This is a genomic window from Citrobacter sp. Cf118 (assembly GCF_030334095.1).
GTDB classification, from domain to species: Bacteria; Pseudomonadota; Gammaproteobacteria; order Enterobacterales; family Enterobacteriaceae; genus Citrobacter; species Citrobacter freundii.
Window position 1 is genome coordinate 35065 of the sequence record NZ_JAOWES010000063.1, and the last position, 14843, is coordinate 49907.

At 52.5% G+C, this 14843-nt stretch carries 22 protein-coding genes and 1 pseudogene; 22 read left to right on the forward strand and 1 reads right to left on the reverse strand.

The window, feature by feature from the left end; translation table 11 throughout:
• The first annotated feature begins 305 nt into the window (after window positions 1-305).
• The 22 genes and pseudogenes from OGX67_RS06670 (at window position 306) to OGX67_RS06775 (ending at window position 12595) form a co-directional block, all read left to right on the forward strand.
• A complete protein-coding gene (locus OGX67_RS06670; RefSeq protein ID WP_016154453.1) occupies window positions 306-1274 on the forward strand; it encodes a hypothetical protein in 969 nt (322 codons plus the stop codon).
• A gap of 349 nt (window positions 1275-1623) precedes the next feature.
• Window positions 1624-1920, forward strand: coding sequence for a membrane protein (locus OGX67_RS06675; protein ID WP_009652512.1), 297 nt, complete (start codon window positions 1624-1626; stop codon window positions 1918-1920).
• Window positions 1921-2181: 261 nt separating this feature from the next.
• Complete coding sequence (locus OGX67_RS06680; protein ID WP_009652433.1) at window positions 2182-2910, forward strand: helix-turn-helix transcriptional regulator; 729 nt, start codon at window positions 2182-2184, stop codon at window positions 2908-2910.
• The gene (locus OGX67_RS06685; RefSeq protein WP_009652486.1) at window positions 2907-3173 is read left to right on the forward strand and encodes a hypothetical protein; all 267 of its coding nucleotides are present in this window, start codon (window positions 2907-2909) and stop codon (window positions 3171-3173) included. Before OGX67_RS06680 ends, OGX67_RS06685 begins: the two co-directional genes overlap by 4 nt.
• Before the next feature lie 12 nt (window positions 3174-3185).
• Window positions 3186-3497, forward strand: coding sequence for a hypothetical protein (locus OGX67_RS06690; RefSeq protein ID WP_009652410.1), 312 nt, complete (start codon window positions 3186-3188; stop codon window positions 3495-3497).
• A gap of 46 nt (window positions 3498-3543) precedes the next feature.
• On the forward strand, window positions 3544-4014 hold the full coding sequence (locus OGX67_RS06695; RefSeq protein ID WP_009652431.1) for a YfjT/YkfB family phage-associated protein: 471 nt from the start codon (window positions 3544-3546) through the stop codon (window positions 4012-4014).
• A 48-nt stretch (window positions 4015-4062) separates the two neighbouring features.
• A complete protein-coding gene (locus OGX67_RS06700; RefSeq protein ID WP_009652395.1) occupies window positions 4063-4575 on the forward strand; it encodes a DUF4234 domain-containing protein in 513 nt (170 codons plus the stop codon).
• 82 nt (window positions 4576-4657) lie between these two features.
• Window positions 4658-4879: a hypothetical protein gene (locus OGX67_RS06705; RefSeq protein ID WP_009652443.1), complete on the forward strand. Its 222-nt coding sequence runs from the start codon at window positions 4658-4660 to the stop codon at window positions 4877-4879.
• Window positions 4880-4934: 55 nt separating this feature from the next.
• Window positions 4935-5168, forward strand: a complete 234-nt coding sequence (locus tag OGX67_RS06710) for a DUF905 domain-containing protein (RefSeq protein ID WP_009652474.1) — start codon at window positions 4935-4937, stop codon at window positions 5166-5168.
• 103 nt (window positions 5169-5271) lie between these two features.
• Window positions 5272-6090: a DUF932 domain-containing protein gene (locus OGX67_RS06715; RefSeq protein WP_009652424.1), complete on the forward strand. Its 819-nt coding sequence runs from the start codon at window positions 5272-5274 to the stop codon at window positions 6088-6090.
• Entirely contained in the window at window positions 6090-6344 is a 255-nt protein-coding gene (locus OGX67_RS06720; protein ID WP_009652519.1) for a hypothetical protein, read from the forward strand. Before OGX67_RS06715 ends, OGX67_RS06720 begins: the two co-directional genes overlap by 1 nt.
• Before the next feature lie 16 nt (window positions 6345-6360).
• Window positions 6361-6834 (forward strand): antirestriction protein, encoded by a 474-nt coding sequence (locus OGX67_RS06725; RefSeq protein ID WP_009652453.1) that lies wholly within the window; start codon window positions 6361-6363, stop codon window positions 6832-6834.
• Between the two features lie 10 nt (window positions 6835-6844).
• Window positions 6845-7063, forward strand: a complete 219-nt coding sequence (locus tag OGX67_RS06730) for a hypothetical protein (protein WP_009652503.1) — start codon at window positions 6845-6847, stop codon at window positions 7061-7063.
• Between the two features lie 11 nt (window positions 7064-7074).
• Window positions 7075-7557, forward strand: coding sequence for a RadC family protein (gene radC / locus OGX67_RS06735; RefSeq protein WP_016154455.1), 483 nt, complete (start codon window positions 7075-7077; stop codon window positions 7555-7557).
• Window positions 7558-7570: 13 nt separating this feature from the next.
• Window positions 7571-7792, forward strand: coding sequence for a DUF987 domain-containing protein (locus OGX67_RS06740; protein WP_009652392.1), 222 nt, complete (start codon window positions 7571-7573; stop codon window positions 7790-7792).
• Between the two features lie 23 nt (window positions 7793-7815).
• A complete protein-coding gene (locus OGX67_RS06745; protein ID WP_009652436.1) occupies window positions 7816-8175 on the forward strand; it encodes a type IV toxin-antitoxin system YeeU family antitoxin in 360 nt (119 codons plus the stop codon).
• Between the two features lie 49 nt (window positions 8176-8224).
• A complete protein-coding gene (locus OGX67_RS06750; protein WP_016154457.1) occupies window positions 8225-8602 on the forward strand; it encodes a TA system toxin CbtA family protein in 378 nt (125 codons plus the stop codon).
• Window positions 8599-9090, forward strand: coding sequence for a DUF5983 family protein (locus OGX67_RS06755; RefSeq protein WP_009652438.1), 492 nt, complete (start codon window positions 8599-8601; stop codon window positions 9088-9090). The genes OGX67_RS06750 and OGX67_RS06755 overlap by 4 nt, the downstream gene beginning before the upstream one ends.
• A gap of 29 nt (window positions 9091-9119) precedes the next feature.
• Window positions 9120-9323, forward strand: coding sequence for a DUF957 domain-containing protein (locus tag OGX67_RS06760; protein ID WP_009652505.1), 204 nt, complete (start codon window positions 9120-9122; stop codon window positions 9321-9323).
• Between the two features lie 80 nt (window positions 9324-9403).
• Window positions 9404-10249 (forward strand): annotated as a pseudogene (locus OGX67_RS06765) (DUF4942 domain-containing protein).
• An 11-nt stretch (window positions 10250-10260) separates the two neighbouring features.
• The gene (locus OGX67_RS06770; protein ID WP_071687634.1) at window positions 10261-10542 is read left to right on the forward strand and encodes a hypothetical protein; all 282 of its coding nucleotides are present in this window, start codon (window positions 10261-10263) and stop codon (window positions 10540-10542) included.
• Window positions 10543-10933: 391 nt separating this feature from the next.
• Complete coding sequence (locus tag OGX67_RS06775; protein ID WP_003036606.1) at window positions 10934-12595, forward strand: fatty acid--CoA ligase; 1662 nt, start codon at window positions 10934-10936, stop codon at window positions 12593-12595.
• 219 nt (window positions 12596-12814) lie between these two features.
• Here OGX67_RS06775 and OGX67_RS06780 read toward each other — a convergent pair whose 3' ends face one another.
• Window positions 12815-14536, reverse strand: coding sequence for a SulP family inorganic anion transporter (locus OGX67_RS06780; protein WP_257651305.1), 1722 nt, complete (start codon window positions 14534-14536; stop codon window positions 12815-12817).
• Window positions 14537-14843: the final 307 nt, after the last annotated feature.

Consider the following 14843-nt stretch of genomic DNA (forward strand, 5'->3'; position numbering starts at 1 on the left):
GCCCCCTGAAGCGAACCAGGCACCATGATGGGGATGAAAACGAAAGCATGCAGGAGAACAAGATAACCTATTGAGACGATACTCATCCAGTAAACAGAGAAGCATCTGAGAGATAAACAAAGAAAATGACAACTTTAAAACCATGGTAAAACCTTGTCAAAACCAGTATAAATCAACAATAAAACCTCACGATGACTACCAGATGTGTTTTTAAGTGACGATAAAACCATCATCGTGATACTGTGTAGCTACAACAATCACCACCATAACCACTACTATGTAGTTTACGATTACAGGTATCCACAATGGTTGTACATTACGACAATGGCAGACAACATCTTATAAAAACCCGTGACCTGAGAGTCTGTGCTTTTTATGCCGGGTGGCTGGGTGTTAATAAAATAATTAACACCCGTGACATTCCTCACCAGGATGCAGAAAGTTGTCGACAGGCACTCAACAAACTGATTAATCAGTTCATACCGAATGCAGAACAGCGGGCAAGACTTTTTTCTGATATGGAAACAGCCCGTGATGAAAACATCCTTCCGCTGGAAAGTTTTGACTGGCTAGAACAGGATGAACGGGCAACATTCTGGTTATGGGCGTATATTTGCAAGGCCGGAGACTACGAACTTGGTATTGACAAACCAGCAAATGCAGAGTTCGGAAAGAACTGGTATCAGCGAATGAATCTGAGTGTATCTCCGACAAGCCACCAGGAAAGAATTAATATTATCATCTCTTTTTTCGACAACATTATTATTCCGACCCCACCGGTAAATCATCTCAAGCGCCAGGTCATGGACAGGCTGAAAGACCAGTGGAAAAATATTTACAGCAAACCAGCTCCGCTGAAATGGTTACCTAATGAAGAAGACGCGGTACTGTGGGCATGGAACAGCCTCAAATCGCTTCAGGAAGAAAGAAATGCGCCCACTATCGGGCTCTCATTAAATATTTCAACGCCAGGAATGAGTACCTGGTTTACCCCCCTGAGTCATTCTGAACGCAATTTAGCCCTGCGCACGGCGATCGACTTATGGGACGATGCACCGGATACAAAGCGTTTATTCCTTCTGAACCTGAATAAAGCCTGGAACCAGCAAAAATTACGTCAGTCCCGTACCGATAAAAAAGCACTCAATACGTACCTGAAGAACGAAACAAAAACTCGACTGGACTTTATGGCAGAACGTAGCGGAGTTCGCATCAGTGATATGCTGGAAATGCTGATTAATGACCATTACCGAAAAACCTGTGGTGGTGAGTGAGGGCTTTGCGCTAAAAACAAGGTGAGCGGAGGCAGTAATACAGACCAGAAATGACATTCAAAATAATTTCAGACCTATATTACCGGTGTGAGAACGGCAGCAGAAGTGCTGCCGTTTTGTTATTTCACTCACGGAGGTTAATGTGTCCAGTAAGAACAAACGGGGTCCCGATACCCTGTTACCGTCGTTATTCCTTCTCCCGGGTCAACTGTCCCACAAAATACCCGTGCGTATGCTTCTCGCGCTAAGTCACAGCTATGCTTTCTGTTCCGGTACCCAGGTCTCTCTGATACACGGTCCGCCAGCTCATGAAGGCGGCTATTTATTGCCAGTAATAAGGGAGAAAGAAATGCATTGTCCGAATTGCGGTTCGCAAAACATACGACTGCGCCATGTGGGTAAAAAGACGGGTGGGGTCATTGGCGCAACAGCCGGAGGCATTGCCGGGCTTGAAGGAGCCTCCACCGGTGCGCTGATAGGTTCAGTCATTCCGGTTGTCGGTACGATAGCCGGAGGCCTCATTGGTTTTCTGTCCGGCGCCTGTGCTGGTGCGGTGGCAGGCTCTCTGGCCGGAGAACAACTGGACGGTACCGTCTTTGATGAATACGGCTGCACGCAGTGCGAGCATATCTTCAGTGCACCGTAACGTTAATAAGGGTCAGCCCATCCTGCACAAAGCCTGAGCCGCTGACCGTACTCGCTACGGCACGACTGATGACAGGGCGTGTCAGCATGCTGTCGTCATTTCAGCTACCTGGCACTAACCCTTTGTTAATTCTCCTGTTTACTGAAAGATGAATTTTACTTTTTCTTTTCCGCCATTACGGGGGATGGACATAACGTGTCCCTCCCCGCCCGCATAATAACCGCATGAAATATCAACCTATTTATCGCACACGGAGCGTCCATGCAACGACCCGATGAAGAGGCCCGCTACGACCGGCTGGCCGTCAGATTGTCGGTCATTATCAGCCGGTTAATGGCCGGAGAAACGCTGACCCTTCAGACACTGTCCGGTGAGTTTGGTGTATCGATACGCACCCTGCGTCGTGACTTACATCAACGGCTGGTCCACCTCGACATTATCGGGGAGAACGGCACGTATCGGCTCAGTGAGAGCGCCACGCGTGATCACTCTCCGGGGGCCGTTTCCTTTGCCCGCAGTACCGGTATCGCACGCATTATCCCGTCGCAGAACCGGCAACTGATGCACCTGCTGATGAATGAAACGGGCACCTCACCCTGCTTTATCTGGCACGACTTACCGCCAGCATGGACACAGGCTGACAGTTTTCATCGTCTGGCCGAAGCCATTTGTCATCACCGGGTGGTCAGTCTGCTGGTCGGCGGTGTCCGTCACGATGAGCAGGAGCCTTACCGCCTGATTTACCGGCATCAGCACTGGTATCTGGTCGTCTGTTGCCGGGGGAGCCTTCGGGTGTTCCGGCTGGAAGACATTATCTCGGCCTCACTCTCAGAGCAAACCTTCCGTCGCCGGAGCGAAATCAGTTCGCTCATTACTGAAGAGGGATTTATCAGCGCACTGCCCCACTTTCGCTTTATCAGTGATGTCATTCACACCTTCAGGGAACAACACCCTGAACATCCATCCAGACCCAAAGGAGTCAAATCGTGAAACCTGTCGAAGGCCCTCTGCTGCTCTTCACCCTGATGTTGTCTGCCGTAACCCTGAGCGGCTGTGGCGACAAAAATGAACGCGAGTTTATCCGGGGATGCAAATCAGGCGGCGGTACTACCGCCGTCTGCGGATGTATCCGGGATGACCTCAAAACGAAATATACGCACGGGGAGCTGGAGAAAATGAACCAGCAATACGGTTATGTCCCCCCGCGCTTCATGGACAACATGCTGAGCGCTGCTCAGCAGTGCAGAAAATAAGGAAATCTGAACATGGCGCTTGTCATTAAATATTTCGCGATTGCCTTCGCCATCGCGCTTGTGGTCGTGCTGTTTAACGTGTTCGGGAGTACCGGCGAGATACGCAGTTTTGGTCAGGGAATGGAATATCTGTTCTGGATGACGCTTGGGCCCGGAGCCGGTATGACGGTCGGTGCTGCTCTTCGACAATGGCTGATGCCGGATGCGGTATACACCCGCGAAGGAATGACCGGATTACTCAAGGCCCGTCTGTTCTGGCTTGTGGGCCCACAGTATATCGGCTGGCTGGCCGGACTTATCGTCGTGGGTAAACAACTCATGTAACACGGCTGCCCCCCAACAACATTTTTGACTGAGAAGGAAAAATACCATGCGATTCATGCACGCCATCCTGTCAGCAGGATTACTGACCTTTGCCATCACGGCACAGGCGGTCCCCAATATGTGGAGCAGTGGCTTCGGTATGGGCGTCACCGAGTACATCATCACCAGCCCGGAAAACGTGATGATGAACCTGAACTGCACCGGCAACCCTGACGACCAGAATATCCTGCAGCATCACGTCATGCTCACCCTGCCTGACGGCAGCGGTGCCGATTCACAGGATGAGAAAACCGCCATCACCGTCGTCACGGATGACCAGACGTTCCCCCTGCCGTCCTCTCTGGGCTGGCGTAACGGCGACAACGCCTGGCTGTCGTTCATTGATGCCATCAGAAAAGCAACGTCGTTTGAGATTTACGTCAACGACAAACAGGTGGGGCACTTTACCCCTTCGGCTGGAAACGTTCACAAGGTTCTGGCTGATATGCCCGAATGCACGACACTGACCGCCGGGTAACCCGGCGCATCCCCGGTTTACAGCAAAATCAATCAAGGACAATACGATATGACCGACATTTCGACACTCAGCCAGCGACTGACGACGCCAACCCTGCATTTTGTTCTACTCACCGTCGCCACCTGCGGCATCTGGCCGTTACTGTGGCTGTACCGAAAACAGCAGATTATCAGCGACACCACCGGATATCCGGTTTGCGGCAATCTGTTTATCATCTGGCTCGCCGTCTGTTTTGGGCTCGGACGACAGTTCGGCGTGATGGCCTCACCGGACCTGGCGGGCTACTACACGGGCAGCGATACACTGTTGGCCTTAAGCGGCATTCTGTCGCTCACCTGCGGCGTGATGTACATCGTCTGGGCCTTTAAGGCCAGAGCAGCACTGCGACACTATGCGCTGAACACCTTCCGGTTTGACCTGAAGATGAATGCGTTTTATACCGTGGTGCTCAACGTCTTCTACATTACATACTGCATCAACGATATGCCGCAGGCACTGGCGAAGCACCGCATTATTCATGGTCAGGCCCCTGTGCCGCCGGAGTCTCCGTCACCGCAGTAACGCAGCTCTCCTCTTATTATCCGGCCGGGGCATTCCTGTGTGCCCCAGATTCATCCGGATCCCCCCTCTGAGATTTGACCCAATGACATTACTGAAAATCGTGCTCAACACCCTGCGTCAGGTGCTGACGTGGTGCGCCAGCAGCCGGGCGCAGCAGTTTGTGGAAGACCACTTCCGCGAAGAAGGCTATGACGAAGACAGTATTTACATCGCCAGACAGGCGGCAACCCTGCTCGCAGGTGCCTTAATCACAGCGCTCATGGAACAGATACTGCAGCTTATTGCCACACACTTAACCCACTGATGCCCTGCTCACTGAGCGGGGCATTTTGTTTTATGCCATTCATCAGGAACTGAATATGCAAGTCACTGACGATACGTCGTTACCGCCAGGGCAATTCACCCGCCGACAGGCTGAAGCCGTGGTCACGCTTTACCACAACGTCACTATAGAAGATGACCAGGGTACGCACTTTCGGCTGGTTATTCGCGACAGCGAGGGGACGTTAATCTGGCGGGCCTGGAATTTTGAAGCCAGTGCCGGGGAATGGCTTAACCGCTATCTGCTCAGCCACGGGATCCCCAAACACTGACACACCACAGCTTAACCCAATAGCGACCACACAAAAAAGCCATGCTCCCACAGGAGCATGGCTGTTTTGTTTATGCCGTTAAATCAACAATAAGGAATTTACCATGAGACTAGCCAGCCGCTTTGGACGGACAAACCAGATCCGTCGCGATCGTCCGTTAACCCGCGAAGAACTGATGCAGGTCGTTCCCAGCGTATTCAGTGCAGATCGCCACGGTTCCAGGAGCGAAAAATACGCTTACATACCCACCATTACTCTGCTCGAAAATCTTCAACGCGAAGGCTTTGAACCCTTCTTCGCCTGCCAGTCACGCGTACGCGACCCTGACCGCCGGGAGCACACCAAACATCTGCTGCGCCTGCGTCGTACCGGTCAGATAACCGGCCAGCAGGTTCCCGAAATCATTTTGCTTAACTCGCACGATGGTAGCAGCTCATACCAGATGCTGCCGGGGCTGTTCAGAGCCATCTGCACCAACGGGCTCGTCTGCGGACAGTCGTTCGGTGAAATTCGTGTACCGCATCGTGGCGATGTGGCCGGGAAAGTGATTGAGGGGGCTTATGAAGTGCTCGGTGTCTTTGATCGGGTGGAAGAAAAGCGCGAGGCCATGCAGTCACTTCGACTACCAGCACCCGCGCAACATGCCCTGGCGAACGCCGCACTGACATACCGCTTTGGTGAAGAATATCAGCCGGTGACCGCAGCGCAGATACTGACACCGCGACGGTATGAGGACCATCAGGACGACCTGTGGACCGTTTATAACCGCATTCAGGAATCGTTGCTGAAAGGCGGGCTGAGCGGACGCACCGCACAGGGTAAACGTACCCACACTCGTGCGGTTAACGGTATCGACGGGGATATCAAACTCAACCGCGCGCTCTGGGTGATGGCCGAAGAACTGCAGCAGGCACTGAGCTGATGCAGCACATTCCTGCAAATACCCGTCTGACGGCTGTCTGGCCCGTTTCCCTGCAAAACCAGTCCGGCTGCCGTTCCATCTCCGACGATGACCTCTGCGCCTGGTGCAGACATCTTTGCTACCGTCCCGGCGAGCTCAGCCTGTGCCGACTGTCTGTATCTGACAGCATCTGGCCCTCACGGTGCGATGAAGATGGCTATGCGCAGTCCTGCCCGTCACTCCTGCTGAACCAGCATCCCCAACCCGATAAATAAACAAGGAAAAACTAACATGACCGACATTATTAACCTTCACGATACCCTTCCGTTACCGCCACAACCTGCCGGTTCTGCGCCAGCGCTGACCGCCACCCTCGTACAGGACGAGCAGCGCATCGGCTTTTGGCCGCAGTACTTCGGCAGCATACCGCAGTGGATAATCCTTGAGCCGACGGTCTTCGCGTGGATGGACCGTTTCTGCGCCGACTACAACGGCGGTATCTGGAATTTTTATACGCTCAGCAACGGTGGTGCGTTTATGGCCCCGGAAGCGGAGAACAATGAACCGTGGTCGCTGTTCAACACTATGAACGGCAACGGCGGTGAACTCAGTGCCGACGCTGCGGGGATTGCCGTCTGTCTGATGACTTACAGCCACCATGCCATGCGCACCGAATGCGATGCCATGACGGAGCACTACTACCGCCTGCGGGATTACGCGCTCAGTCACCCGGAATGCAGCGCCATCATGCACATCATCGACTGAGCATCCCGCCATGTCGTATGAACTGTCTCACCTGAATACCCTGTGGGATGCGCTGGGGAAAATAACGGTCAGGGATGAGGACGGAGACGTTGTGACCGACGAACTCTTCCTGCATTTTCTGACGGGCACCTCTCTCTTCCCTATCTGGTCATGGTTTGAATCCCAGCACGACGAGTTCGTCGTTGCCGTGAAACTGTACAACACATCAATCCCGGACGGGTCAACATAAAGGAAAAGCCAATGAATATAACCCCTTGCCCCCCCGACAGCGGGGGAATATCTCCCGCCGCACAGCGCACTATCCGACGTGCGCTGACCCTGCTGGAACGCCAGTTACGCGAGCCCGGCGCCTCCTTTACCTCCACCACCGCCGTTCGTGACTGGCTGCGTCTGCAACTCGCCTCACTGGAGCGTGAAGTATTCACTGTACTCTTCCTCGATAACCAGCATCGTCTGATAGCCCACGAAACGCTCTTCACCGGCACCATCAATCATACGCAGGTCCATCCCCGCGAGGTGGTTAAGGCCGGTCTGAAGCATAACTGTGCCGCTGTCATTGTGGCGCATTGCCACCCGTCAGGCCTTGCCGAACCCAGCAATGCAGATCGTCAGGTCACTACGCGTATTCAGCAGGCGCTGGAGCTGGTTGATATCCGACTGCTTGATCACCTGGTGGTGGGCGGCATGGAGATCGTCTCGTTTGCTGAGAGAGGGTGGCTTTAAGGAGAGAATAACGATGAAAATCATCAGCAAACGCCAGGCGATGGCGATATACCGCCAGCATCCGCAGTCCCGGTTGTTTCGCTTCTGTGCCGGCAAATACACATGGTCCGGCAGCATCTGCCACTACGCAGGTCGGGAAGTGCAGGATATCAGCGGCGTGCTCGCCGTCTTCGCAGAACACCGTCAGGACCGCAACGGCCCGTACGTCGTATTACGCAGCGTTACGCTGAATTAATTCACGTTTAAGGAAGGCTAAAATTGTCGAATACAATACCGCCTGTAAACCACGATATCGCCGCCCCTTGGTGGGGGCTTAAACGCGATATCACCCCCTGTTTTGGCGCACGTCTGGTGCAGGAGGGCAACCGGCTGCATTACCTGAACGACCGCGCCAGCATCACCGGCACCTTCAGCGACGCGGATTTACGCCATCTCGACCAGGCATTCCCGCTACTGCTGAAGCAACTGGAGCTGATGCTGCTTTCCGGTGAGCTGAATCCCCGTCATCAGCACTGCGTCACGCTGTATGCAAAAGGGCTGATATGCGAGGCCGACAGCCTCGGCTCGCACGGGTACGTCTATCTCGCAATTTACCCGACACCTGCAACAACAGAATAAACCTCCCGGCAGTTTTCCTTCGTTTAACTCACCAGTAAAGGTTTCCATTATGCAAACACAACCTGTTCCTCCGAAACGGGAGGTTTCGCCACGCCCGTCACCCGTGGCGATCTGGCAGCGCCTCCTGAGTCACCTGCTGGACCGTCACTACGGTCTGACGCTCAACGACACGCCATTTGGCAAAGATGGTGTGATCCAAGAGCATATCGATGCCGGTATCTCACTGTGCGACGCGGTGAATTTCATCGTGGAGAAATACGACCTGGTACGCACTGATCGTCGCGGTTTTAACGCGGAAACTCAGTCGCCGCTTCTCACCAGTATCGATATTCTCCGCGCCCGCAAAGCCACCGGGCTGATGACCCGTCATAGCTACAGGGCCGTTACCGACATCACCACCGGCAAATACCGTGAGGTGCAACCATGAAGCTGTCCCTGACGGTGGAAGCCGATGCCATCAACGTACTGGCCCTCAACATGGGCCGGATCGTCGTAGACATTGACGGTATTGAACTGACCGACCTGATCAATGTGGTGAACCAGAACGGTTATTCGCTTCTCGTTGCTGACGAACCGGGGAAATTGATTGTTGAAGATCCAATTCCGCCCGTTGCCCGCCTGAACGGCATTCAGTGCAGCACTGCACATATCACGGCGGAAGACAATGCTCTGCTGTTTACCCTTTCACACCAGCATGAAGACTTTGGCGAGTCTGAATGGATTAGTTATACCGGCTCGGGTTATCTGCTCCACCTGGGCGCGTGGTCGTTTCCGGTCTTACGCCTCAAACGCCTCGGTCTGTCAAAAGCCTGCCGTCGGTTATTAGTGACGCTTATGCGTCGCTACGCCGCTGGCATTGTTCATCTGGATGCCTTTGGCGAAGTGCTACCAAGTTTTACAACCTTTGACTGGTAACCCCACCTCAATCACCACAAGGTTTTTACATGCCGGAATTAACCACCGAAGTGGCTCTCAACATTCTGATTGGCTGGCTGCAGGACAACATCAGTTGCAACACCGGCATTATTTTCGACAACGACGAAGACAAGACGGATTCAGCAGTGCTGTTGCCCTGGATTGAGCAGGCGCGAAACGATGTTCGTAATCTCCGCCATCTTCAGCTTCTGCAACAGACCAGAACCTGTTAGCCACCGAACCATACTCACCACACACCTATAAGCCCCAGCCCTTACCGGCTGGCGCTTTGCTTTATATAAAGGAAATTAAAATGTCAGATCTTACCCTCACCGAACCTGAAGTGTTAACCGGCCATACCGATGTGATTTGTTCTACCAGTATTGAGCGCATCATCACCGGACGTAATTTCGCGATTGCACAGATTGAAACGCTGATACAACAACTTGACGATATCTCGACGCTGACCCGCAGCATCGGCGGTGGTAAAGCGAATGAATAGGGAATGCGGCAATACAGCTACGACTGCTGGCTGATGGAGGATACTGATACGGCCATGAAAGCCATTACTCGCAATATCGATCGTGGTATATGGCGGGATCTGATGCAACGCTCGGGAATGCTGGCGCTCATGGACGCACAGGTCCGCGACGAGTGGTACAACAGCCTGGAGAAAGACGATATTCCGGCTATCAGTGAAGAGAATATTCTCAACACATTCGAACAACTGCATCTGAATAAAGGTGAGGTGTTTGAACGAGGTGTGATTAACGTGTTTAAAGGTCTGAGCTGGAATTTTAAGACAAACAGCCCCTGTAGGTTTGGCGGGAAAATCATCGTGACGGGGCTTGTCAAATATGACCGGTGGGGATTTGGTCTGAACTGGGGCTGGCAGCGTGACCGGTTAACGGACCTTGAGCGCATGCTGATGCTGCTGGATGGGAAGGCCATCCCCGACAATCGCGCCGACGTCACGCGCCGGTTAAGCGACCATATCCATGAGAACAGGCATAGCACCCGTTATGAGGATGAGATGTCTGTGATTAAGTATTTTCAGAAGGGAACTGTCCATATCACGTTCAGGCGATCGGAGCTGGTCGATAAGCTGAACGACATTATCGCGAAACACTATCCAGGGGCGTTGCCCACTAAACAGTAAGGAACCAAATTATGGTATCATTTTCAAACATGGATGGTGCTCACTGCGATTCCGTAGTAGATCACTATACCTTGCCATCAAATAGTATTCAGATGGATGTAAAAGTTCCTGTTCAACCATCAAATTTTGACCCTTTGCAGAAGGGGGCCTTAATGGGGGCCTCAACGTTTATGGAACAAGATAAAAACCATTCTAATCAATGCAATTACAAAACAAAATCCATTCCGAGTCCGGGCACCACTATTCAGAAGAACCCGCCTATGGCGGGTTTTTTGCTTTCAGGGTTCTGCTAGATTTCTGATCGTTCTGTCCACTGCGACTCCTACCCTACCCTACCTCATCACGCCAGCTAAACCTTTCAGTGAGACCACGATGGTACTGCAAAAAATATAGCGGTATCAGGAACACCTCTTTTTCTGGCGTGCTTAACCGTAGGCCAGATTTGAGTAATTTATCTGAACAACCTTGGGCACTGAACCAGCGGGTGAAGGAACTGGGCATAGAGTAGCCTGGATTCTGCAGGTAGCGAATAACCCGATCGCGTTGCAAGGTACGCACATTCATCCCCAGGGGCTGGAACTGGTCTCCGCCTCGACATCTGAAGCAAACGCCAGGGAGTAAAAGCCAACCTTCATCTACAATTGCCATCATACCGAGCAAATAGTGAGTCAACGAGGAATCTGGATGGTGAAAACAAGAATCATACAGTCAGCGCAGGGGGCCCATGCCTATCCGTTGCTGATCAAGAGCCTACTGCTGTCGGGTGGGCGTTCTCATCCCGAGCGAGAAATCGTCTACGCCGATAAGCTCCGTTACGACTATCGTACCCTCAAACAGCGCATTCATCGCCTGGCAAACATGCTGACAGCGGCCGGTGTCATGCCTGGAGACACCGTCGCCTTGCTGGATTGGGACAGCCATCGTGCCCTCGAGTGTTTCTTCGCGGTACCCATGATTGGTGCCGTGCTGCACACGGTGAACGTCCGCTTCTCGGCGGACCAAATCGCTTACACCATGAATCATGCCGAGGACAACCTGGTACTGGTGCACGACGACTTCTTGCCGGTTGTCGAGTCACTGGCAGAGACACTGACCACTGTCCGGGGATACATCCAGCTTAGTGACGAAGAATCGAAGGCGACCAGCCTGCCGGTGCTAGGGGAATATGAGACCCTGCTGGCCGCAGCGGGAGAACTCTTTGACTTCCCCGACTTCGATGAAAACTCGATAGCTACCTTGTTCTATACCACTGGAACCACGGGCAATCCCAAGGGAGTCTACTTCAGCCATCGCCAGCTGGTCCTGCACACGCTCAATGAGCTGGGTCTCCTGGCAGCCCACGAGGGACAGTCGCTGCTACGATCGAACGATGTCTACATGCCGATCACCCCTATGTTCCACGTGCATGCCTGGGGCGCTCCCTATGTCGCAACAATGCTGGGTGTGAAGCAGGTATATCCCGGTCGTTACGAACCCAACAAACTGGTGCGGTTTTATCACGATGAGGGTGTGACCTTCTCGCATTGTGTGCCAACCATTTTGCAGATGATCCTTGAGTGCGAAGAAGCCACGCAGACTGATCTGTCAGGATGGAAGATGTTACTGGGTGGCAGTTCACTGTCCCTTGGACTGGCGACACAAGCCCACCATAGGGGCATACGCATTCACGCCGGCTATGGCATGTCTGAGACCTGTCCCCTGCTCTGTATGACCCACTTAAGCGATGCCGAGCTGGCCCTTCCCATGGATGAACAGTTACCCCTGCGGATTCGGACCGGCCTGCCTGTCCCGTTGGTGGATCTGCGTATCGTCGATGGCGAAGGTCGGGAGGTGGTGCACGACGGAGAAGCCCTGGGCGAAATAGTGGTGCGAGCCCCTTGGTTGACTCAGGGCTACCTGAAGGAACCCGAGAAAGGGGCTGAGCTATGGAATGGCAGTTGGCTGCACACCGGCGACATAGCCTCTATCGATCCCCATGGGATAGTGGAAATCAAGGATCGCATCAAAGACGTAATCAAGACGGGCGGTGAGTGGATAAGCACGCTGGAGCTTGAGAGCCTCATCAGCTCACACGCGGCGGTCAGGTCGGTAGCCGTCGTCGGGATACCTGATGAGCAGTGGGGCGAACGCCCCCTGGCTCTGGTGGTTTGCAAGGAAGGGGAGGACCTGGAGCCGCAAGCCATAGCGACACATCTACAAGGATTCGTCGACCGCGGCCACATCACTAAATGGGCGATCCCACGACAGATAAGGATAGTCCCGGATATTCCCAAAACCAGCGTTGGCAAGATCAACAAGCGCCTGATTCGGGAGCTCGAAGCCAGCAATGGGAAGGATATTATTTAAGCGATCTGTCGCATTCACAGCGTAAGGTTAACAACAGTCACACTGCTTATATTTCAGGTAGTTTGCCGATATCAATGCTCTGCCGGGGAACTCACCCTCCCCGGGCGGATGCTGATCCCCCCTTTAGCAACATGGGGTTCTGGTCGATGTCAGGTCCTGCTGGACGAAAACCCGTCCTCAGCGCCTTCCATCCAGCCTGATCATTTACCTAAATCTGCTTTATTCAACAACGCCAGATTCACCCTCACTCATGCTTTCTTTGCTTTGAATAAACCGCAGCGCCAAATAAAGGTCTGGTGCCATAATCATGTCGTCGTCCTTCATTGTCGGTCGACTCTCTTTAAACCAGCGTGTTAACTCCGTTTTCCGGCCCGCAAGAATTAACTTAATCTGCCGCCCCTTCAGGTCCCGTTTTAACTCATTAATGGTTGCCAGGACGCTGATATCTGAATAGGTAAAGCAAGAAACGGCGTCAATGACCACCCATTTAGGTTGTAGTACTGCACCATCGACTAAATTCAAAACGCGGCGCTTAAAATAGGCCACATTAAAATAGGTCAGCGGTGAGTTAAATCGGTACATCAACACGCCAGGGATCATTTTCACATCAGTTGAATTACCTAGTGAGTGAATCATCCCATTTTCGTCAATTCCCAATAAGTGCTCAGTAGGACGAAAAACTGTGCGCAGGAACTGCAATAGACCCAGCAATACCGCAAGGCCGATCCCCTGAATAACACCAATAATCAGAACACAGCCAAAGGTGAAGAACGCCAGGCGAAATGCGGGTTTATTTCTTCGCCTCAGATTCCAGAGTCCGCGTAAATCAATCAATGACCACGATGCATAAATTAGAACAATGCCTAATGCAGATACCGGAATAAATGGTAATGGCTGCGTGAAAAATACCACGACAATTCCGATGATTAAGGCTGCAACAACGGAAACCAGCTGGCTTTTCCCTCCGGTGGAGTCATTTACCGCAGTCCGGGAATCGGCTCCGCTAATCGCAAACCCCTGAGATAAGCCAGACATCAGATTCGCAATACCCAAAGCCCTGAACTCAGCATCAGCATTTATTTCGTATCCATTTTTCGCGGCAAAACTGCGAGCGGTTAGCATCAGGCTAACAAAACTGACTAATGCCAGGTTCAGCGCAGGGATCAATAAATCACGCGCCAGACCAGGCTGAAATGAGCCCCAGTGAACAACAGGCAAACCAGACTGGAAGCCCGATCCCCCAATAGTGGCAATACCATACTGCTGTGCAGATGTGACCCATACCAGCGCCGTTGTTATCACAATTGCAATCAACGGTGCTGGCCATTGGCTACGAAACGTTTTGATAGCTATTAAAATCGCTAACGTTAGGATGGAGATCCCTAAGGTTAATAAATGAATTTCTGAGAGTCGGCCTGGCAGGGCAATAATCTTCTCAATCACTTGCTCTTCATCAAGCGTAATCCCCAGCACCTTACCGAGTTGCCCGACAATAATCGTCACGGCAACGCCGTTAAGCAGCCCCGTTAGAATGGGATGAGAAAGCAGATCAGCAAGCGCACCCAGGCGAAACTTACTGGCAAGTAGACACCATCCTCCCATCATTACGGTCATGACGATTGTTAACTGCCAGTGGAGTTCTGGATTTCCGGCAGAAAGAGGAACCACAACTGCCGCAATTACCGCGCAGGTCGTGGCATCAGGGCCAACAATCAATTGGCGGGAAGAACCAAACAGTGCATAAGCTAGCATTGGCAAAACGCAGGAATATAACCCGACAATAGCCCCGACTCCCGCCAACTCAGCGTAAGCAATCGCAACCGGTAGTGCTACGGCAGCAACGGATAACCCGGCTTTAACATCATGTTTTAGCCAGCTTTTATCGTACGCTAATAAATTTTTCAGTCCCGGCATGTAGTTTAATACCATTTTTCCGAACACTTTATTCTCCGGATTGACCCTTACTAATAGATAAAGGTACACGTAACTGCCGCAGGAGATCCTGATATTTTCGGGAGGTAATACAGATAATTCAGATTGGGTGTTTATCGCGTATGCCGCAGAATGGCTTGTGTTATGCAGGCTCTGGATATTGCTTTGCACCCGATGGTGCGATGTCGTGATCTGCCTGATGCGCTGCGCTTATCAGCGCCTGCAAATACGTTCAGCCCGGCGGATTTGTCCTCCTCAGGAGAGCGCTCACCGACAGACCACAGATAAAACAAAAGGCCCGGTCTTTCGACCGGGC